This is a genomic window from Micromonospora sp. LOL_025, assembly GCF_048060285.1.
Taxonomy (GTDB): domain Bacteria; phylum Actinomycetota; class Actinomycetes; order Mycobacteriales; family Micromonosporaceae; genus Micromonospora.
This window is the reverse complement of the sequence record NZ_JBHMIR010000002.1, coordinates 369,480-387,933: the sequence shown is the minus strand read 5'-3', so window position 1 is coordinate 387,933 and position 18,454 is coordinate 369,480. Positions and strand designations below refer to the sequence as shown.

At 73.9% G+C, this 18,454-nt stretch carries 18 protein-coding genes and 3 tRNA genes; 13 read left to right on the top strand and 8 right to left on the bottom strand.

The annotated features are described in order from the left end of the window. The 4 genes from ACFHW0_RS04500 to ACFHW0_RS04485 form a co-directional block, all read right to left on the bottom strand. Entirely contained in the window at nucleotides 1-729 is a 729-nt protein-coding gene (locus tag ACFHW0_RS04500; protein ID WP_416605613.1) for a tyrosine-protein phosphatase, read from the bottom strand. 57 nt (nucleotides 730-786) lie between these two features. Then, the gene (locus ACFHW0_RS04495; protein ID WP_416605612.1) at nucleotides 787-1,245 is read right to left on the bottom strand and encodes a PRC-barrel domain containing protein; all 459 of its coding nucleotides are present in this window, start codon (nucleotides 1,243-1,245) and stop codon (nucleotides 787-789) included. Between the two features lie 168 nt (nucleotides 1,246-1,413). Continuing rightward, nucleotides 1,414-1,944, bottom strand: coding sequence for a carboxymuconolactone decarboxylase family protein (locus tag ACFHW0_RS04490; RefSeq protein WP_121396158.1), 531 nt, complete (start codon nucleotides 1,942-1,944; stop codon nucleotides 1,414-1,416). Nucleotides 1,945-1,946: 2 nt separating this feature from the next. Beyond that, a complete protein-coding gene (locus ACFHW0_RS04485) occupies nucleotides 1,947-2,507 on the bottom strand; it encodes a peroxiredoxin (RefSeq protein ID WP_121396157.1) in 561 nt (186 codons plus the stop codon). Nucleotides 2,508-2,847: 340 nt separating this feature from the next. Between ACFHW0_RS04485 and cimA the strand changes: the two genes are divergently transcribed. Further along, nucleotides 2,848-4,428 carry a citramalate synthase gene (cimA, locus tag ACFHW0_RS04480; RefSeq protein ID WP_416605610.1) on the top strand — a complete coding sequence of 527 codons (1,581 nt, stop codon included), beginning with the start codon at nucleotides 2,848-2,850 and terminating at the stop codon, nucleotides 4,426-4,428. A gap of 48 nt (nucleotides 4,429-4,476) precedes the next feature. On the opposite strand, the gene ACFHW0_RS04475 is transcribed toward cimA, so the two are convergent. Beyond that, nucleotides 4,477-5,424 carry an endonuclease/exonuclease/phosphatase family protein gene (locus ACFHW0_RS04475; RefSeq protein ID WP_416605743.1) on the bottom strand — a complete coding sequence of 316 codons (948 nt, stop codon included), beginning with the start codon at nucleotides 5,422-5,424 and terminating at the stop codon, nucleotides 4,477-4,479. 444 nt (nucleotides 5,425-5,868) lie between these two features. On the opposite strand from ACFHW0_RS04475, the gene ACFHW0_RS04470 reads away from it, so the two are divergent. The 7 genes from ACFHW0_RS04470 (at nucleotide 5,869) to arfB (ending at nucleotide 11,464) form a co-directional block, all read left to right on the top strand. Continuing rightward, nucleotides 5,869-6,396 (top strand): hypothetical protein, encoded by a 528-nt coding sequence (locus ACFHW0_RS04470; RefSeq protein ID WP_416605608.1) that lies wholly within the window; start codon nucleotides 5,869-5,871, stop codon nucleotides 6,394-6,396. A gap of 291 nt (nucleotides 6,397-6,687) precedes the next feature. After that, complete coding sequence (locus ACFHW0_RS04465; protein ID WP_416605605.1) at nucleotides 6,688-7,737, top strand: AAA family ATPase; 1,050 nt, start codon at nucleotides 6,688-6,690, stop codon at nucleotides 7,735-7,737. 29 nt (nucleotides 7,738-7,766) lie between these two features. Next, complete coding sequence (locus tag ACFHW0_RS04460; protein ID WP_416605741.1) at nucleotides 7,767-8,753, top strand: DUF58 domain-containing protein; 987 nt, start codon at nucleotides 7,767-7,769, stop codon at nucleotides 8,751-8,753. Then, entirely contained in the window at nucleotides 8,750-9,709 is a 960-nt protein-coding gene (locus ACFHW0_RS04455; protein WP_416605603.1) for a VWA domain-containing protein, read from the top strand. The genes ACFHW0_RS04460 and ACFHW0_RS04455 overlap by 4 nt, the downstream gene beginning before the upstream one ends. Before the next feature lie 44 nt (nucleotides 9,710-9,753). After that, nucleotides 9,754-10,617 carry a S1C family serine protease gene (locus tag ACFHW0_RS04450; RefSeq protein ID WP_121396151.1) on the top strand — a complete coding sequence of 288 codons (864 nt, stop codon included), beginning with the start codon at nucleotides 9,754-9,756 and terminating at the stop codon, nucleotides 10,615-10,617. A gap of 109 nt (nucleotides 10,618-10,726) precedes the next feature. Next, nucleotides 10,727-11,029 (top strand): hypothetical protein, encoded by a 303-nt coding sequence (locus ACFHW0_RS04445; protein WP_121396150.1) that lies wholly within the window; start codon nucleotides 10,727-10,729, stop codon nucleotides 11,027-11,029. Nucleotides 11,030-11,038: 9 nt separating this feature from the next. After that, complete coding sequence (arfB, locus tag ACFHW0_RS04440; protein ID WP_416605601.1) at nucleotides 11,039-11,464, top strand: alternative ribosome rescue aminoacyl-tRNA hydrolase ArfB; 426 nt, start codon at nucleotides 11,039-11,041, stop codon at nucleotides 11,462-11,464. Nucleotides 11,465-11,483: 19 nt separating this feature from the next. Here the strand turns inward: arfB and ACFHW0_RS04435 are convergent, their stop codons facing one another. Together ACFHW0_RS04435 and ACFHW0_RS04430 are read right to left on the bottom strand one after the other, a co-directional pair. Further along, the gene (locus ACFHW0_RS04435) at nucleotides 11,484-12,374 is read right to left on the bottom strand and encodes a 3-methyladenine DNA glycosylase (RefSeq protein WP_416605600.1); all 891 of its coding nucleotides are present in this window, start codon (nucleotides 12,372-12,374) and stop codon (nucleotides 11,484-11,486) included. 34 nt (nucleotides 12,375-12,408) lie between these two features. After that, nucleotides 12,409-13,692, bottom strand: coding sequence for a hypothetical protein (locus ACFHW0_RS04430; protein WP_416605599.1), 1,284 nt, complete (start codon nucleotides 13,690-13,692; stop codon nucleotides 12,409-12,411). 193 nt (nucleotides 13,693-13,885) lie between these two features. On the opposite strand from ACFHW0_RS04430, the gene ACFHW0_RS04425 reads away from it, so the two are divergent. The 4 genes from ACFHW0_RS04425 to ACFHW0_RS04410 all read left to right on the top strand — a co-directional run bounded on the left by ACFHW0_RS04425 (nucleotide 13,886) and on the right by ACFHW0_RS04410 (nucleotide 15,740). Beyond that, nucleotides 13,886-14,689, top strand: a complete 804-nt coding sequence (locus ACFHW0_RS04425) for a fumarylacetoacetate hydrolase family protein (protein WP_416605598.1) — start codon at nucleotides 13,886-13,888, stop codon at nucleotides 14,687-14,689. A 107-nt stretch (nucleotides 14,690-14,796) separates the two neighbouring features. Next, nucleotides 14,797-14,868, top strand: a tRNA-Gln gene (locus ACFHW0_RS04420). A gap of 133 nt (nucleotides 14,869-15,001) precedes the next feature. Further along, a tRNA-Glu gene (locus ACFHW0_RS04415) sits at nucleotides 15,002-15,074 on the top strand. Between the two features lie 593 nt (nucleotides 15,075-15,667). Continuing rightward, nucleotides 15,668-15,740: transfer RNA gene (locus ACFHW0_RS04410), tRNA-Glu, on the top strand. A 521-nt stretch (nucleotides 15,741-16,261) separates the two neighbouring features. On the opposite strand, the gene ACFHW0_RS04405 is transcribed toward ACFHW0_RS04410, so the two are convergent. After that, on the bottom strand, nucleotides 16,262-16,948 hold the full coding sequence (locus tag ACFHW0_RS04405; protein WP_091671614.1) for an IclR family transcriptional regulator: 687 nt from the start codon (nucleotides 16,946-16,948) through the stop codon (nucleotides 16,262-16,264). A gap of 49 nt (nucleotides 16,949-16,997) precedes the next feature. Here ACFHW0_RS04405 and leuC point away from each other — a divergent pair, with 49 nt between their 5' ends. Beyond that, a complete protein-coding gene (leuC, locus tag ACFHW0_RS04400) occupies nucleotides 16,998-18,446 on the top strand; it encodes a 3-isopropylmalate dehydratase large subunit (protein WP_416605597.1) in 1,449 nt (482 codons plus the stop codon). Nucleotides 18,447-18,454: the final 8 nt, after the last annotated feature.

The following is an 18,454-nucleotide window of genomic DNA, read 5'->3' as shown; positions in this document are numbered from 1 at the left end:
TCAACCCAGCAGGTGGTCGCGCAGCGCGGCGAGTTGGGCGTCGGTGACGCCGGCGTGGCGCAGGTAGCCCTCGACCGAGCCGTGGGCCTCGCGCAGCTCGGTGAGGAAGAGCGTCATGGCCTCGGCGGGGCAGGTCAGCACCGGCAGGGTGTGCCCGGCCTGCCGGCCGGTGGCCTCGAACCAGGCGCGGTAGCGCTCGCCGGCCTCGGTGCTCAGGGCGTAGTCGGCGGCGATGTCGCCGTCGGCGACGCCGAGCACCGCGAGGGTGAGCCCGCAGACGATGCCCGTGCGGTCCTTGCCGGCGACGCAGTGCACGACCACCGGGGCGTTGGCGGAGTCGGCGATCAGCCCGACCGCCTCGGCGAGCCCGGCGCCGCCGGTCCCGGCGAGGTCGGCGTACCGGTCGGCCAGGTAGCGGGCCAGGTCGGTGCCGGGACGGTAGGGGCGCTCGCCCCACTCCGCGTGCTCGGGGTGGATGTTGCGCCAGGTCAGGCCGTCGAAGTGGGGGACGCGGCCGTCGCGCTCCACCTCGTACGGGCGGCGCAGGTCGATGACCGTGCGGACGCCGAGGGCGGCGAACGCCTCCCGGTCGGTGTCGTCGAGGCGGTGCAGCGAGTCGGAGCGGTAGAGCCGCCCCGGGCGCACCGTGCGGCCGTCGTGGCCGCCCACGTCGCGGAAGTTGAACATCGCGGAGAAGGGAATCCGGCGACCGACCTCGATGGAGTCCACGCTGACACGGTAACGGCCTCCCGCGAACCACGGGAGGCCGTCGCGTGCCGGTGTCGGCTAGCGGGCGGTGCCGGGCGGGATGGCCGAGTATGTCTCGCCGTAGTAGCCGCCGAGGCGGTCGCGGTAGGTGGGGTCGGTGTCGGCGGTCTCGTCGTACTCCGGGGCGGCCTTGATCTGGTCCTTGCTCCGGTCGACGTACACCTTGCGCTCGTCGTGGTCGACGTGGTTGACGGTGCCGGCCGGGACCATGACCTTCCGGCCGAAGATCCACGGTCCGGTGTCCACCACGAGGTAGCTGTCGTTGACCTCGTGGCTGGCGCTGTCGATCCTGCCGATGCCGCCGTCGGTGGCCTCGACCTTGTAGCCGACCAGGTCGGCGTCGGCGACCCTCGCGGTGTCGCGGTAACGCCACGGGTCGAAGGTGCCGGCCGGGGCGCCGCCGGGGAACTCGCCCTGGCCGCCGCCGCGCAGCGGGTCCGGGCTGCCGTGGGTGCTGTGCGGGTCGAGCCTGTCCATCTGACAACTCCTGCCCCGACTGTCGCCAGTCGTCTCGCCGGTCCGGGTGTCTCTCGTCTCCTCCCGAGGAGTTACCCGGGCCGTCGCCACCGGAAACGGCGGGGGCCGGTGCCGGAGACGACGGGGGCCGGTGCCGCAATGCGGCACCGGCCCCCCGTGGCGTACCCGTCAGGCGAGCGCGGCCTGGGCGTCCAGGGTCACCGCGGCGGCGTGCACGACGGCGGCGATGCGCAGCCCCTCGTGCACCTGCTCGCGGCTGAAGCCCGCGTTGCGCAGGGTCTTCTCGTGCGACTCCAGGCACACCCCGCAGCCGGTGATCGCCGAGACCGCCAGGCACCAGAGCTCGAAGTCGGCCTTGTCCACGCCCGGCTTGGCGATGATCTGCATCCGCAGCCGCGCCGGGATCGACTGGTACTGCTCGTCGCCGATCAGGTGCTTGGCCCGGTAGTAGACGTTGTTCATCGCCATGATCGCGGCGGCGCCCTTGGCCGCCTCGACCGCCTCCGGCCCGAGGTGGGTGGCCGCCTCGGCGGCGATCTCGCGCAGCACCACCGGGTTGCGCGCCGCGACGGCGCAGGCCAGGGCGGTGCCCCACGCCTGCTCCGGCTTCAGCGTGCTGGTGCCGATGGTGGAGCCGAGGTTGAGCTTGATGTCCTTGGCGTACTCCGGCAGGGCCGCCTTGACCGCGTCCAGACCCATGGTCAGGCCCCGGCGCCGGCGAGGAGCTTGGTGGCGTCCAGGGTCTCGCCGCCCTTGTTCCAGTTGCACGGGCAGAGCTCGTCGGTCTGGAGGGCGTCGAGCACCCGCAGCACCTCGGAGACGTTCCGGCCGACCGAGCCGGCGGTCACCATGACGAACTGGATCTCGTTGTCCGGGTCGACGATGAAGGTCGCCCGCTGGGCCACGCCGTCCTCGCCGAGCACGCCGCACGCGGCGGTCAGCTCACGCTTGACGTCGCTGAGCATCGGGAACGGCAGCTCGCGCAGGTCCGGGTGGTCCTTGCGCCACGCGTAGTGGACGAACTCGTTGTCCACCGACACGCCGAGGACCTGGGCGTCGCGGTCGGCGAACTCCTCGTTCAGCCGGCCGAACTCCGCGATCTCGGTCGGGCAGACGAAGGTGAAGTCCTTCGGCCAGAAGAAGACGACGCGCCACTTCCCCTGGTGGGACTTGTGGTTGATCGACTCGAACGCCTTGTCGGCGTCCAGCGACACGCAGGCGGTGAGTTCGTACTCGGGGAAGCGGTCACCGACAGTGAGCACAGGTCCTCCTTGACAGCGGCACGAGGCCGGTAACTGGATCGGTTCCAGATACTTCCGCAGCCCCGTTCCCGCCGGATGGCGGCCGGGTGACTTGTGAAGTCGATCACGAGCGGCGGGTTGTGCCGGCGAGCCGGCCATCCGTGCGGTACCGGACCCTCCGTCACCGTCCCGCCATGTGGATTACGCCTCCCAAAACCGGGTTCCGGGTGGCAGAGTGGCGATCGTGACCAGCACCGACCTGATTATTCGCAGCTAGCGCGCCGGCCTCCCCCTCCGCCGAGCGCGCAGACCTCCCGCATCCGCGGGGGGTCTTTTTGTTGCTCCCCGAAAGGACTCCCTGATGACGTTCCAGGTGTACGACACCACGCTGCGCGACGGCGCCCAGCGCGAGGGGCTCAGCTACTCGGTGGTCGACAAGCTCGCGGTGGCCCGCCTGCTCGACGAGTTCGGGGTCGGCTTCATCGAGGGGGGCTGGCCGGGCGCCGTGCCGAAGGACACCGAGTTCTTCCGGCGGGCGCGCACCGAGCTCGACCTGAAGCACGCGATGCTGGTCGCCTTCGGCGCCACCCGGCGGGCCGGGGCGGCCGTCGGCGAGGATCCGCAGGTCCGCGGCCTGCTCGACGCGCAGACGCCGGCGATCGCCCTGGTCGCCAAGGCGGACCTGCGGCACGTCGAGCGGGCGCTGCGTACCACCGCGGCCGAGAACCTGGCGATGGTCCGCGACACGGTGGCGCACCTGGTGGCCGAGGGGCGCCGGGTCTTCGTCGACGGGGAGCACTTCTTCGACGGCTACCGGTCCGACCCGGCGTACACGGCCGCCGTCGTGGAGACCGCCCTCGCCGCCGGCGCCGAGCGGGTGGTGCTCTGCGACACCAACGGCGGGATGCTGCCCTCCCAGGTGACCGCCGCCATCGCCGACCTGACCGCGCGGCTCGGCATCGGCCCGGAGTTGCTCGGCATCCACTGCCAGAACGACACGGCCTGCGCGGTGGCCAACACCGTCGCCGCCGTGGAGGCGGGGGTGCGCCACTTCCAGGGCACCGCCAACGGCTACGGCGAGCGCCCCGGCAACGCCGACATCTTCGCCGTGGTCGCCAACCTCCAGCTCAAGCTCGGGCTGCCCGTCCTACCGGAGGGCTGCCTGGGGCAGATGGTGCGGGTCTCCCACGCCATCGCCGAGATCGCCAACATCGCCCCCGACACCCACCAGGCGTACGTCGGGGCCGCGGCCTTCGCCCACAAGGCGGGGCTGCACGCGAGCGCGATCAAGGTGGATCCGCTGCTCTACAACCACGTGGACCCACAGGTGGTGGGCAACGACATGCGGATCCTCGTCACCGAGATGGCCGGCCGGGCCAGCGTCGAGCTCAAGAGCCGTGAACTCGGCCTGGACCTGGCCGGCCATCCGGAGGCGCTGTCGCGGGTCACCCGGCGGGTCAAGGAACTGGAGGCCGGCGGCTGGTCGTTCGAGGCCGCCGACGCGTCGTTCGAGCTGCTGGTCCGCTCGGAGCTGGACACCGCCCCCGCCAGGCCGTTCGCGCTGGAGTCGTACCGGGTGCTGGTCGAGCACCGGGAGGACGGCGCGGTGGTCTCCGAGGCGACCGTCAAGATCCGCGTACGCGGGGAGCGGGTGATCGCCACGGCCGAGGGCAACGGTCCGGTCAACGCCCTGGACGAGGCGCTGCGGGTCGGGCTGGCCCGGCACTACCCGGAGCTGCGCGACTTCGAGCTGGCCGACTACAAGGTGCGGATCCTGGAGGGCACCCACGGCACCGGCGCGGTGACCCGGGTGCTGCTGGAGACGGTCGACGGCAGCAACCGCGACTGGACCACGGTCGGCGTGCACCCCAACGTCGTCGAGGCGTCCTGGCACGCCCTCGTCGACGCGCTCACCTACGGCCTCGACCGCGCCCGGGTCTGAGCCGCCCCGGCCACCCGCGCCACCGGCAGCGGCGGAACGGCCCGGGCGTCACCGCGCCGGGAGGCGCAGCTCGGCCAGGACGGCGCGGTGGTCGCTGCCCCGCACGCGGTGCACGCTGACCGCCCGCACCGCGATCCGCCGGTCGACCAGCACGTGGTCGATGGTCACCGGCGGGATCGGGTCCCCGTCGTACGGGCCCCAGGTGCCGACCAGGCCCGCGCCGGCCTGGTCGGCCGCGTCGACGTAGCCGGTGTCCAACAGCGCGCGCAGCGGGGCGTGGTCGAGGGTGGCGTTGAAGTCGCCGGCGAGGATCCGCAGCGGCCCGTCCGGGGTGGCGGGCGGTTGTGCCGCCAGGTCGGTGCGCCAGTGGCCGACCTGGTCCACCGCGTACGGGGCCGACGGGTGCGCCGACTCGACCCGGACCGCCGGCGCCCCGGGGACCGCCACCGTGCCGTATGCCTGGTCGAAGCCCCAGCCGCCGCGATTGTGCCGGACGCCGCCGTCGCTGATCGGGAACCGCGAGTAGAGGCCGGAGCCGACGGTGCCGGTCTGCGGGTGGAGCTGCCGGTGGGGGAGCAGCCCGGGCAGGCCGAGCCGCTCCAGCTCCGCCTCGGCGTCCGGGGTGAACTCCTGCACGGCGAGCACGTCGACCCGGTGCCGCCGGACGAGGCCGACCAGCGCCCGCGCGTCGCCGGCCCCGGCGAGCAGGTTGGCGGTCAGCAGCCGCACCGTCGGCCCGGTGGCCGGGGGCTGGCCGGACGGCAGTGCCCGGGGCGCCACCACGGCCACCAGGACCGCCGCGACCAGCGCCGCGAGCACCGCGGGCGCGCGGCGCCGCAGGGCCAGCGCGAGCACCAGCGGCAGCAGGCTCCCGGCGGCGGCGTACGGGGTGAAGGCGAGCAGTTGCACCAGCGGCCCCCGGTCGAGACCGCCCAGTCGTACCGCCGCCCAGGCGATCCCGGGTGCGACGGCGGCCCAGCAGAGCGCGGTGCGCAGCCGCGCCGCCCGGCGGCCTGTCGCCGGCCGCGCGGTCCCGGTGATCACGGCTGGAGGGTAGCGTCTCCACGCCCGCCCGGCGGTCCCGCACGCGCGCCCACGCGGCGGCCCGGACGCTTCCGCGTCGCGTATTCGTGAATGGTCGAGCGCTCGCCTTTCACAATTCGCCGACCTCAGATGAAGCGATTGACGGTGCGTGATCAACTATTGACGCCCAGCATTTTACGGTGCTACCTTCCAGTGGGTTAAGACGTCGAAACTCTGAGTAGTAATACCTGCTCAGAGCCGGTGAAAATTGTTGAAGCGACAACATTCAAGGTGCGGCCTGAAGACCTGATCTCCAGGCGGTTGTCGCTATTTCTCCGGCCCGAAAGATGGAAATCAACCGTCCCGCGATCAGTGGGACCGGTCGAATCCGCACGGTCAACAAAAGGGAGACCTGTCATGACCACACTCTTCCGACGCAAGGCGGTGGCGGTGGCGTTCGCCGCGCTGGCGCTCACCCTGGCCGGCGGCGGGATCGCCGTCGCCCAGCCGGCGGCGCAGGCGCCCGCCGAGGTCGCCCAGCCGGCCGCCCGCCAGCCCGGCTCCGGCAGCCAGCCGGCGGTGACCCCCGCCGAGGCCCGCAAGGCCAAGGCCGCGCTGGCGCAGGGCCCGTCCGCGCAGGCGACGGCGCCGGGCACCGTCGCCTCCGCCGTCGTCACCAACGGCGGCACCGTGCTCCGCGGCTCGCCCGAGGTGGTCTCCGCCACCCGGTACGGCCCCGGTGAGTACCAGGTGCTGTTCAACTACAACGTCTCGCTGAAGACGTTCGTGGCCACCATCGGCACCACCGACCCGTTCAACGTGCCCCCGGGTGGCGAGATCTCCGTCGCGCCGCGGCTCCAGACGCCGAACGCGGTCTTCATCCAGACCCGCAGCTCGTCGGGGAACGTGGCCGACCGGCCGTTCCACCTGGTCGTCGCCAACTGAGCACCCGCTGACGACGCCGGCCCCCACCTCCTGTGGGGGCCGGCGCCGCACGTCCCCCCGCCCCCCGCCCCCCGGCCCCCCCTTCGCAGGTCGATCATGCGGTTGTGGTGGGAGTCGTGCCCCGAATCGCGCCTTGTGCGGGGCACCACAACTGCATGATCGACGCGTGCGGGGGCGTGCCCGTTCCGTCATCGCCCGACCGGGAAGGTCGTCCCGGTTCGGGTGCCTTAGGGCCGCCCCGGCGCCGATAATCCGACGTTTGTCCGACCGCCGGCACGGGAAGCAAGCACCGTGACGGACATCTCGGACACCCTGGCCAGCCTGCCCAGCCCGGCCGATCCCGATGCGACCCCGGCCGACCTGGAACAGACGCTCTTCGAGGTCAAACGCGTGATCGTCGGGCAGGATCGGCTCGTCGAGCGCCTGCTCACCGCCCTCATCGCGGACGGGCACTGCCTCCTGGAGGGCGTGCCCGGGGTGGCGAAGACGCTCGCCGCGCAGACCCTGGCCACCGTGGTGGGCGGCACCTTCTCCCGGATCCAGTTCACCCCGGACCTGGTCCCCTCCGACATCGTCGGCACCAGGATCTACCGCGCGTCGCGCGAGGACTTCGACATCGAGCTGGGCCCGATCATGGCGAACCTGGTCCTCGCCGACGAGATCAACCGGGCCCCGGCGAAGGTGCAGTCCGCCCTGCTGGAGGCGATGGCCGAGCGGCAGGTCTCCATCGGCGGGCACAGCTATCCCGTGCCAGAGCCGTTCCTGGTGCTGGCCACCCAGAACCCCATCGAGTCGGAGGGCGTCTACCAGCTGCCGGAGGCGCAGCGCGACCGGTTCATGATGAAGGTCGTCGTCGACTACCCGAGCGACGCCGACGAACTCGCCATCCTCTACCGGATGAGCGCCGACCGGCCCGTCGCCCGGCGGGTGCTCGCCCCCCAGCGACTGCGGGAGCTCCAGGCCCGCGCCGCCCACGTCTTCGTGCACCACGCCATCGCCGAGTACGTGGTCCGGCTGATCTTCGCCACCCGCGACCCCGGCCGGTTCGGCCTGCCCGAGATCGCCCCGCTGCTCGCGTACGGGGCCAGCCCCCGGGCCACCCTCGGCCTGGTGCGCGCCGCGCGGGCCCAGGCGTTGCTGCGCGGCCGCGGGTACGTGCTGCCCGAGGACGTCCGCGAACTCGCCGTCGACGTGCTCGCCCACCGGCTGGTGCTCTCCTTCGACGCGGTCGCCGACGGGGTGGCCGCCGAGGCGGTCATCCGGCGGCTGGTGGAGGCCGTGCCGCCGCCCCGCGTCGCCACCGCCCACCCGGAACACGCGGCCGACCTGGCGGCGGCATGAGGTGGCGCGGGGCCACCGCCCCGGCCCCCGTGCCGGCCGACCCGGGACTGGCCGACCTCACCGCGGACCGTCGCCTGCGCCGGCTGGAGCTGACCGTCACGCGCCGCCTGGACGGGCTGCTGCACGGCCGGTACCGCGGCCTGCTGCCCGGGCCCGGCAGCGAGACCGCCGGCAGCCGGGAGTACCGGCCCGGTGAGGACGAGGTACGCCGGATGGACTGGGCGGTGACCGCCCGCACCACGGTCCCGCACGTGCGCGAGGTCGACGCCGACCGGGAGCTGACCACCTGGCTGCTGGTCGACGCGAGCCCCAGCATGGAGTACGGCACCGCCGAGCTGGACAAACGGGAGCTGGCCGTGGCGGCCGTCGCGGCGGTCGGCTTCCTCACCGGCGGCGTGGGCAACCGCCTCGGCGCGCAGGTGCTCGGCCCGGACGGGCTGCGCCGGTTCCCGCCCCGCAGCGGGCGTACCCACCTGTTCGGGCTGCTCCGGGCCCTGCTGGCCGCCCCGCGCGTCGGCGGCCACGACGGGGACGAACCGGCGCCGGCGGGCCCCGACCTGGCCGACGGGCTGGCCGCCGTGCACCGGGTGGCGCTGCGCCGCGGCCTCGTCGTGGTGGTCTCGGACTTCCTCGACGGGCTGCCCGACGACCCACGGCAGGCGCCGTCCTGGGAGGCGCCCCTGCGCCGCCTCGCCACGCGGCACCAGGTGCTCGCCGTGGAGGTCACCGACCCCCGGGAGCTGGACCTGCCCGACGTCGGCCTGGTCACCCTCGTCGACCCGGAGACCGGGCGGCGACGCGAGGTCTGGACGGGCGACCGCGCGCTGCGCGAGCGCTACGCCGCCGCCGCGACCGCCCAGCGCGAGCAGGTACGCCAGGCGCTGCGCCGCAGCGGGGCCACGCACCTGCCGCTGCGCACCGACCGGGACTGGGGCGCCGACATCGTGCGGCACGTGCACGCCCAGCGGCGCCTCGCGGCCGCCCCGGCGCGGGCGGCCCGGGGAGGTGCGGCGTGATCTGGCAGTCGCCCGTCCGGCTCTGGCTCCTGCTCGGGGTGCTCGCCCTGGCCGTCGGCTACCTGCTGATGCAGCGCCGACGCAGCCGGTACGCCGTCCGCTTCACCAACCTGCGGCTGCTCGACCGGGTCGCGCCGCACCGCCCGGCCTGGCGGCGGCACGTGCCGGCCGGACTCTTCCTGGCCATGCTGGCGCTGCTGGTGGTCGGCTTCGCCCGGCCCACGGCGGAGGTGCGGGTGCCGCGCGAACGGGCCACGGTGATGGTCGCCGTCGACGTCTCCACCTCGATGCTCGCCGGCGACGTGGAACCGGACCGGCTCAGCGCCGCCAAGGAGTCCGCCCGGCGCTTCGTCGACGGCCTGCCGGACGAGTTCAACGTCGGGCTGGTCGCCTTCGCCGGCAGCGCGGCGGTGCTGGTGCCGCCGAGCACCGACCGGGAGGCGCTGCACGAGGGCATCGAGCGGCTGGTCGAGGGGGCCACCGGCGTGCAGGGCACCGCGATCGGCGAGGCCATCAGCACCTCGCTCGGCGCGGTGAAGGGCTTCGACAACCAGGCGTCGAAGGATCCGCCGCCGGCCCGGATCATCCTGCTCTCCGACGGGGCGAACACCTCCGGCATCGATCCCATGGAGGCGGCGTCCGAGGCGATCGACATGAAGGTGCCGGTGCACACCATCTCCTTCGGTACCCCGGGCGGCACCGTGGACCGGGGCGGCCGGCCGATCCAGGTGCCCGTCGACGGGCAGACCCTGCGCGCGGTCGCCGAGGAGACCGGGGGCGGGTTCCACGAGGCCAGCACCAGCGACGAGCTGCGCGCCGTCTACGAGGACATCGGCACCTCGGTCGGCTACCGCACCGAACGGCAGGACGTCTCGGCCCGGTTCATCGGGCTCGGGCTGGTGTTCGCCATGGGCGCCGCGGCCGGCTCGATGCGCTGGTTCGCCCGGCTGCCCTGAACCTGTCCGGCCACCGTCGAGAAGGACACGTGAGGAGCGTACGCATGGCAGTGCAGACCGGGCTGGGCGAACCGCGCGGCCCCTGGTTCATCTCCCCGGAGCTGGATCCGGACGGGCGGGCCCGGTGGGACGGGCCCGGACCGGACGGTGGTCCGGGCCGGTGGCACCCGCGCGGGCGGGTGCTGGCGGCGCTGGCGGTGGTGGCCCTGTCGACCGCCTCCGGCGCGGTGGCCGGCGGCATCGTGGCCGGCCGCGACGACGCTCCGGGCCCGGCGGCGGCCTCGGCGGCCCCGGTCCCGGCGGAGCTGGTGACCGCCGCCGGGAAGACCGTGCCGGGGGTGGTCTCGGTGCTGGTGGGCGGGGCCGGCGGCGCCTCGGCCACCGGCTCCGGCTTCGCCGTCGACGACCAGCAGCACATCATCACCAACGACCACATCCTGGCCAAGGGGCGCGGCGGCTCGGTGACGGTGGAACTGCCCGACGGGCGGCGGTTCGCCGCCGAGGTGGTCGGGCGGGAGCCGCGCAGCGACCTCGCCGTGCTCCGGGTGCCGCCGTCGGCCGGCCTGGCGGCGTTGCCGCTGGCCAAGCCGGGATCCACCCGGGTGGGGGAGCCGGTGCTGGCGGTCGGCTCGCCGCTCGGGCTGCCCGGGACCGTCACCGCCGGCATCGTCAGCGCCCTGGACCGGCAGGTACGCCTCGGCGACAACCGGCACACCGCCGTGCAGACCGACGCCTCGATCAACCCGGGCAACTCGGGCGGCCCGCTGGTCAACGCGCGCGGCGAGGTGGTCGGGGTGAACACGGCGATCGCCACGATCGACGGCAACGGCTCGATCGGCATCGGCTTCGCCATCCCCATCGAACAGGTGCAGCAGACCGCCGACACGATCATCGGAAAGGGCGGCTGAGCTGCGATCTTGCCCCGTCGGACCGCTCGGGAATGTGAAAACTGTCGGATACCCGGCGCGAAATGATCGGCCAATGGAAATATCACGCTGAGTATGGATACTGGCGTGGGTGGAGCGTCCTGAAATCGTGGTCCTCCTGCTGGTGGGCCTGTTGATCGGTACCGGTGTGGGGTCGGCGTACGCCCGGGCGCGACGCGGGTGGGCCGACTACCAGACCGTCAGGAAGACCGTGCCCGGCGCCCGGCGCGCCGCGTGGCTGCTGATCAAGGTGGCCACCACGAAGATCGGGGTGATCGCACTGCTGCTGGTGGGCGCGGTCGCGTACGCCGCCGCCGGCTCCGACGGCAGTCCCGCCCCACCCGGGGAGACCCCGAGCCCGGCCGCGACCCCGAGCGACCGGCAGGGGCGCTAGCCTCGGGGGGTGGACGACGGACTGCGGGTGAACGACCGGTGGACCGTGCCCGCCGCCGAGCTGCGGGAACGCTTCTCCCGCTCGTCCGGGCCCGGCGGGCAGGGCGTCAACACCACCGACTCGCGGGTCGAGCTGAGCTACGACCTGGCCGCCTCGCCCGGCGTACCCGAGCCGCTGCGGGCGCGGGCGCTGGAGCGGCTCGTCGGCCGGCTGGTCGACGGCGTGCTGACCGTCACCGCTAGCGAGCACCGGGCGCAACTGGCCAACCGGGAGGCCGCCCGGGAACGGCTGGCCGCGCTGCTGCGCGAGGCCGTCGCCCCGCCGCCCCCGCCCCGCCGCCCCACCCGCCCGTCGCGCGGCGCGAAGGAACGCCGGCTGGCCGAGAAGAAGCGCCGGTCACAGCGCAAGCGCGACCGTCGCGTCGACGGCGACTGACCCGGGGCGGGTCGGCCGCTCACCCGTCGACGGTCGACAGCAGCCGGTCGCACTCGGCGACCAGGCGCGCCCGCAGCGGTGCGGCCCGCTCCGCGAACGACCGCTGCGCCCGCACGTACTCGTGCCGGCCCTCGACGGTCTCCACCCGCACGGGTGCGTAGCCGAGGGCGCTCAGGTCGTACGGCGAGGCGCGCATGTCCAGCGTGCGGATCTCCCGCGCCAGCTCGAAGGCGTCCGCCACCAGTTCGCTCGGCACCAGTGGGGACAGCTTGTAGGCCCACTTGTAGAGGTCCATGTTGGCGTGCAGACAGCCCGGCTGCTCGTGCGCGTGCTGCGTCTCGCGCGTCGGGGTGAGCAGGTTCAGCGGCCGGGCCGGCGCGGTGAAGAACCGGTACGCGTCGAAGTGGCTGCACCGCACGCCGCGCTCCTCCAGCAGGGCGGCGGTCCGCTCCGGGCTGAGGCGCAGCGGCCAGGCGTTGTGGCGTACCTCCTCCTGGGTCTGCCGGTAGACCATGGCCCACTCGTGCATCCCGAAGCAGCCGAGGTGCGCGGGCCGGTCGGCGGTCGCCACCAGCAGCGCCCGGATCCACCCGATCGACTCGGCGCGCCGCGCGCGTACCGCCTCGGTGTCGAGGGTGACCCCGGCGGCGGTGGCGCGGTAGTCCCGGCCGAACCCGGCCGGGTCCGCGTCGCGCAGCACCATGCCGGCGCCGGGGTGCCAGCGGCGCAACTGGGCCGGGCGGTGCGAGTAGTAGGTGAAGAGGAAATCCTCCACCGGATGCTTGCCGCCCCGGCGGCGGCGGGCCAGGTGCGGGGTGAGCCAGGCGTCGATCCGCTCCTCGTGCGCCCGGCGCCGGGCCTGCCAGCGCGCCGCGTCGAGCACGGCGGTCGGGGCGAGGGCGGCGGTCACGGACCCCAGGGTACGACCGCCGCCCGGCGCCTCGTCAGGGCACGTCCACCCGGACCCCGGCGGAGAACACCCCGCTGCGCAGCTCCAACTGCTCCGGCGGCGCCTGCCCGTCGACGGTGAAGACCAGCGGCAGCACCGTCCGGCTGCCGGCCGCCATCGGCTGGGCGAAGACGTCCCGGCCCTGGTTGGCCGTCCGCGTCGCCTGCTCGTCGGTGCTGACGAAGTTGCCGTCGGGCAGGTACGCCCGTTGCAGCCGGCCGTGCCAGCTCTGCTGCTCCGGGGTGAGGTTGCGCACCCCGACCGTGGCCTCGCACTGCCGGGCCGCCGCGCCGGGCTCGCACGCGACGCGGTACACGGTGAACTCGAACGCCGACTCGCGCAGCGGCTCGCCGACGGCCCCGTTGACCCCCTGACCCAACCACGCGCCGCTGGTCGGCTGGCTGCCGGTGTCGACGGCGGCGACCTCTCGGGTGGCCGTCCAGGCCGCCGTCCCCACCGTGCCGGCGAGCACGGCGGCGGCCACCGGGACGATCAACCAGACGGACGGCTTGCGGCGGACCTGTTCCGGTCGCGGCGCGGCCGGGCGCGGATAGACCGTCCCCGGCCCATCGCCGGAGAGGGCCGCGGCGACCGGCCGGCGGCGCCGGCGCCAGGTCCAGGCCCCGCCCACCGCGAGCACCGCCACCGTGGCCAGCCCGGCCAGCAGCACCGGCGTCCGGCGCCACGGCGGCGCCTCGGAACGCTCGGGCGCGGCGGCCGGCGCGCCCGCGTTCCAGGTCGCGGTCGCGCAGTCGTACGGCCGGCTGCCGTCACGGGCGAAGGCGCAGGCCGGCGCGGTCACCGGCCGGGCCGGGGCGGCGGTGGTGAGCGCCGTGCCCAGGGTGGTGGTGCTGCGGGCGGGCAGCTTCAGCTGCCAGGTCACCTCGGTGGCCGACTGCCCGGCGCCCCGGGTGGCCCGGCCCCCGTCGGTGATGGCGGTCGCCGAGGCACCGGGCGGCAGCTCCTGCCGGACCGTGGTGTCCACCGGCGTACCGCCGCTGTTGCGGACCTGGATCCGGTAGCTCGGCGCCGGCGTGCGCTCCGGCACCACCGCGACCGTGACCGGCGGCTTCGCCACCGGCGGGGCGGCCCGGGTCGGGGTGGGCACCGCCGGCGGCGCCGACGGCATCGCCGGCTCCGGGGTCGGCGCGACCACCGGTGGTGGCGGCGCGGCCGCCGCGGGTGGGGCCGCCGTGGGCAGTGCCGGCACGGCGGCGAGAATGCCGAGGCAGTGTACGAACACTGCGAGGGCCCTGTGGTGTCGTGTCGATGCAGGCATACGAACGAACCTCCGGAGCCGACGCTAGGGGCGCGACGACGCCGGGCGGGTACGAAGTCGCGAACTCCGCCCCCGCGAGCGGGCAGTGGCGTAGGGTGCGCCCTCCCGGGTCTGCGGGTGTGCCGCCGGCCGTGCCGGTGCGCCTCGCCGCGGCCTCGGCCGGGGCGAGGCGCACCGGGGCTAGATTGGCCTGGTGCGTATCGCTCGTTTTGCTCATGCCAAGGGAATGTCGTTCGGGGTCGTCGAGGGCGAGCCGGAGGCGGGCCCGCAGGGCCTGACCGTCGCCGAGATCGAGGGCCACCCGTTCGGGCAGCTCACCTTCAGTGGTGCCCGTTGGGCGCTGTCCGACGTCCGCCTGCTCTCGCCGATCCTGCCCAGCAAGGTCGTCTGCGTCGGCCGCAACTACGCCGAGCACGCCGCCGAGCACGGCAGCGAGGTGCCGAAGGAGCCGCTGCTCTTCCTCAAACCGTCCACCTCCGTGATCGGCCCCCGGGACGCGATCCGGCTGCCGATCTTCTCCAAGCAGGTCGAGCACGAGGCCGAGCTGGCCGTGGTGATCGGCGCGCCGGGCGCCCGCCGGGCCGACCGGGCCGCCGCGGAGCGGGCCATCTTCGGATACACCTGCGCCAACGACGTCACCGCCCGGGACCTCCAGCGTTCCGACGGCCAGTGGACCCGCGCCAAGGGCTTCGACTCGTTCTGCCCGATCGGGCCGTGGATCGCCACCGGGCTCGACGTCCGCGACCTGGAGATCCGCTGTGAGGTGGGTCGCAATCCCGAGGAGATGGAGGTCCGCCAGCTCGGCCGGACCCGCGACATGGTCTTCGACGTGCCGGCCCTGGTGTCGTACGTCTCGCACGTGATGACCCTGCTGCCCGGTGACGTGGTGCTCACCGGCACGCCCGCCGGGGTTAGCCCGCTCCTGGACGGGGATACGGTCACCGTGCGGATCGAGGGGATCGGAGACCTGACCAACCCGGTGGTACCCGTCGCCTGATCCGCGTCGAGGCCCCGTTTCCGCAGTTCAGGGGCGGTTTGGGGGGCTCGATTTGGCCTGCTGGCACCGGGAGGGTAAAGTCTGATCCCGGCACCGCAAGGGGCCAATGGGGTATGGGGTAATTGGCAGCCCGACTGATTCTGGTTCAGTTAGTCTAGGTTCGAGTCCTGGTACCCCAGCGCAGCCGAGGTTCGGAAGAGCCTCGGGCGCTGGATCTCGTAGGAGACGGCTCCGGTTCCCGACAGGGGATCGGGGTTCTCTCTGATAGAGTCCAGCGGCACCGCTCGGCAGAGCGGTGCCGCAAGTAGTTCTGGCCCCGTCGTCTAGCGGCCCAGGACGCCGCCCTCTCAAGGCGGTAGCGCCGGTTCGAATCCGGTCGGGGCTACATCTCGAACGGCCCGTTCCACTTCGGTGGGGCGGGCCGTTTCGCATGCCCGGCCGTCGCGCCGCCGGCGCCGCGCCGTCGGCCCAGGCAGGCATCCGACTGGCACGCGGTCGCGCCGCCCTGCCGGCCGCTGGCCGATCCTGCGGTGCTGGCCGCCTGTGGCCCCCGTGGTGTCGCCGCTGAACGGCTTCTGCGGTGCTGGCCGCTGGGTGGCTCGACCGGTTGGTTGCTGGGCGGACCCGGCGGTGCTGCCGCTGGGTGACCCGACGGTACTGCTGTTGGTGGCCCGGTGGTGCTGACCGCTGGCGGGCCCAGTGGTCCTGGCCGCTGCGCGGGCGCGACCTGGCTGCCACTGGCTGGCTCGACCCGACTGCTCGGCTGCTCGACTGTGTTGACCTGCGGGGGCCTTCGCCAGTGCCTGTGCTGGCCCGGCGTCGGCGAACCCGACCCCCGTCGACTCGGTCTCGGCGAACGGCCTGGTTGGCCGATCTCGGTCGGCCCAAGCATGGGTCGCCCCGATTTCCGTCCCCGAAGGGGACGCCGCTAGACTACAGCCGCACCGCTCGAAAGGGCGGTGGAAGCAGTAAGGTCTTGGCCCCGTCGTCTAGCGGCCCAGGACGCCGCCCTCTCAAGGCGGTAGCGCCGGTTCGAATCCGGTCGGGGCTACATCTCCAACGGCCCGTCCCACCCCGGTGGGACGGGCCGTTTTGCATCCCGCCCTCCCACCCGCCCACCTTCAAGCGGTGATCATGAGGTTGGCGGCGAAGATGATCTCTCATCCCACCGCCAGCCTCATGATCACCGACACGTGCCGTCGGGGCTGGGCTGTCGGGGTCGGGCTGACCGCTGGCTGCCCAGGCCGGGCGGTCGCCTCCGGCGCCGTGGCGCTCCGGGTCGGGTGATCAAGAAGTTTCTTGCGTCCGGATTCGGCCTCGGACCGGACGCAGACTTCTTGGTCACCCGGCAGTTGCGCGCCGGCTTGGACGTGCCGGTGTCGGTGCAGTCGGGCGGGTCGCCGGGGCCGGCGGGATCGGGGCCGGGCGGGAAGGGGCGTAGGCAGGCGGCAGGGGTCGTGCGGAACGCGGGGCGCGGCGAGACAGGCCAGGGCCGGGGCAGGCGCAGGCAGGCGGGCAGGGCGAGGCAGAGCAGGGCCGGGGTGGCGTAGGCAGGCGGGCAGGGTGGGTGGGTCAGAGGCCGGAGAGGCGTTGGCCGGCCCGGACCACGGCCATCGCGTGGCGTTCGCCGGGGCGGCGTCCGAGGCGCTCGATCGGGCCGGAGATGCTGATCGAGGCGATGACCCGACCGGTACGGTCGCGGATCGGCGCCGAGACGCTCGCCACACCGGCCTCGCGCTCGGCGACGCTCTGCGCCCAGCCCCGGCGGCGTACCTCGGCCAGGGTGCGGCCGGTGAACTTCGATCGGGGCAATAGCGGCATCACCGCCTCCGGCGGCTCCCAGGCGAGCAGGATCTGCGCCGCGGAGCCCGCCGTCATCGGCAGCACCGAGCCGACCGGCACGGTGTCCCGCAGGCCGCTGGCGCGCTCGGCGGCGGCCACGCAGATGCGCTCGTCGGCGCGGCGCAGGTAGAGCTGGGCGCTTTCGCCCGTCGCGTCCCGCAGCGCCGCCAGCAGCGGCTCCGCCGCCGTCAGGAGCACGTCCGGGGCGGCGTTGGCGAGCTCACCCAGGCGCGGGCCGGGGCGCCAGCGACCCTGGGTGTCCCGGACCAGCATCCGGTGGATCTCCAGCGCCTGCGCCAGCCGGTGCGCGGTGGCCCGGGGCAGCTTGGTGCGTTCAACGAGTTCGGCCAGGCTGGCGCCGTCGACGCAGGCGGCCAGGATGACCACCGCCTTGTCGAGAACGCCGACACCGCTCATACTGTGTCCCACAAGCCGAAACTTACCTCCCAGAATTTAGGATGTCCAGATGGTGGGAGTCACTACTGCCGAGCCGAGGACCCTGGCCGAGAAGGTCTGGGACGCGCACGTCGTGCGGTCCGCCGAGGGTGAGCCCGATCTGCTCTTCATCGACCTGCACCTGCTGCACGAGGTGACGAGCCCGCAGGCCTTCGACGGGCTGCGCCTCGCCGGGCGCCGGGTGCGCCGCACGGACCTCACGCTCGCGACGGAGGACCACAACACTCCGACGGGGTACGCCGACCCGTCGTTCCGGCAGCGGCGCGGCGACCTGCTCACCATCGCCGACCCCACCTCGCGTACGCAGATCGAGACGCTGCGCCGCAACTGCGCCGAGTTCGGCGTGCGCCTGCACCCGCTGGGCGACGAGAACCAGGGCATCGTGCACGTCATCGGCCCGCAGCTCGGCGTCACCCAGCCCGGCATGACCATCGTCTGCGGGGATTCGCACACCGCCACCCACGGCGCGTTCGGCGCGCTCGCGTTCGGCATCGGCACGAGTGAGGTCGAACACGTGCTGGCCACCCAGACGCTGCCGCAGAGCCGGCCGAAGACGATGGCGGTGAACGTGACGGGGCGGCTCGCCCCCGGGGTCACCGCCAAGGACCTGGTGCTCGCGCTGATCGCCCAGGTGGGCACGGGCGGCGGCCGTGGGCACATCGTCGAGTACCGCGGCGAGGCGATCCGGTCGCTGTCCATGGAGGGGCGGATGACGATCGCCAACATGTCCATCGAGTGGGGCGCCAAGGCCGGCATGATCGCGCCGGACGAGACCACCTTCGCGTACCTGAAGGGGCGGCCGAACGCCCCGAAGGGCGCCGACTGGGACGTGGCGGTCGCCTGGTGGCGGACCCTGCCCACGGACGAGGGCGCCACCTTCGACGCCGAGGTGACCCTGGACGCCGGCGCGGTCACCCCGTTTGTGACCTGGGGCACCAACCCGGGCCAGGGCGCGCCGCTGGACGCGGTGGTGCCCACGCCCGAGGAGTTCGTCACCGAGGCCGAGCGGACCGCCGCCCGGCGCGCGCTGGAGTACATGGACCTGCGTCCCGGCACCCCGCTGCGGGACCTCGCGGTCGACGTGGTCTTCGTCGGATCCTGCACCAACGGCCGGCTGGAGGACCTCCGGGCCGCCGCCGACGTGCTGCGCGGGCACCGGGTCGCCGACGGGGTGCGGATGCTGGTCGTGCCCGGTTCCGCCGCCGTCCGCGAGGCGGCCGAGGCGGAAGGGTTGGACAAGGTCTTCAGCGACGCCGGCGCCGAGTGGCGCTTCGCCGGCTGCTCCATGTGTCTGGGGATGAACCCGGACACGCTCTCGCCGGGCCAGCGCTCCGCCTCCACCTCCAACCGCAACTTCGAGGGCCGCCAGGGCCGGGGCGGACGCACCCACCTGGTCTCCCCGCCGGTCGCCGCCGCCACCGCCGTGGCGGGCCGGCTGGCCGCTCCCGCCGACCTGTAGAAGGGCAC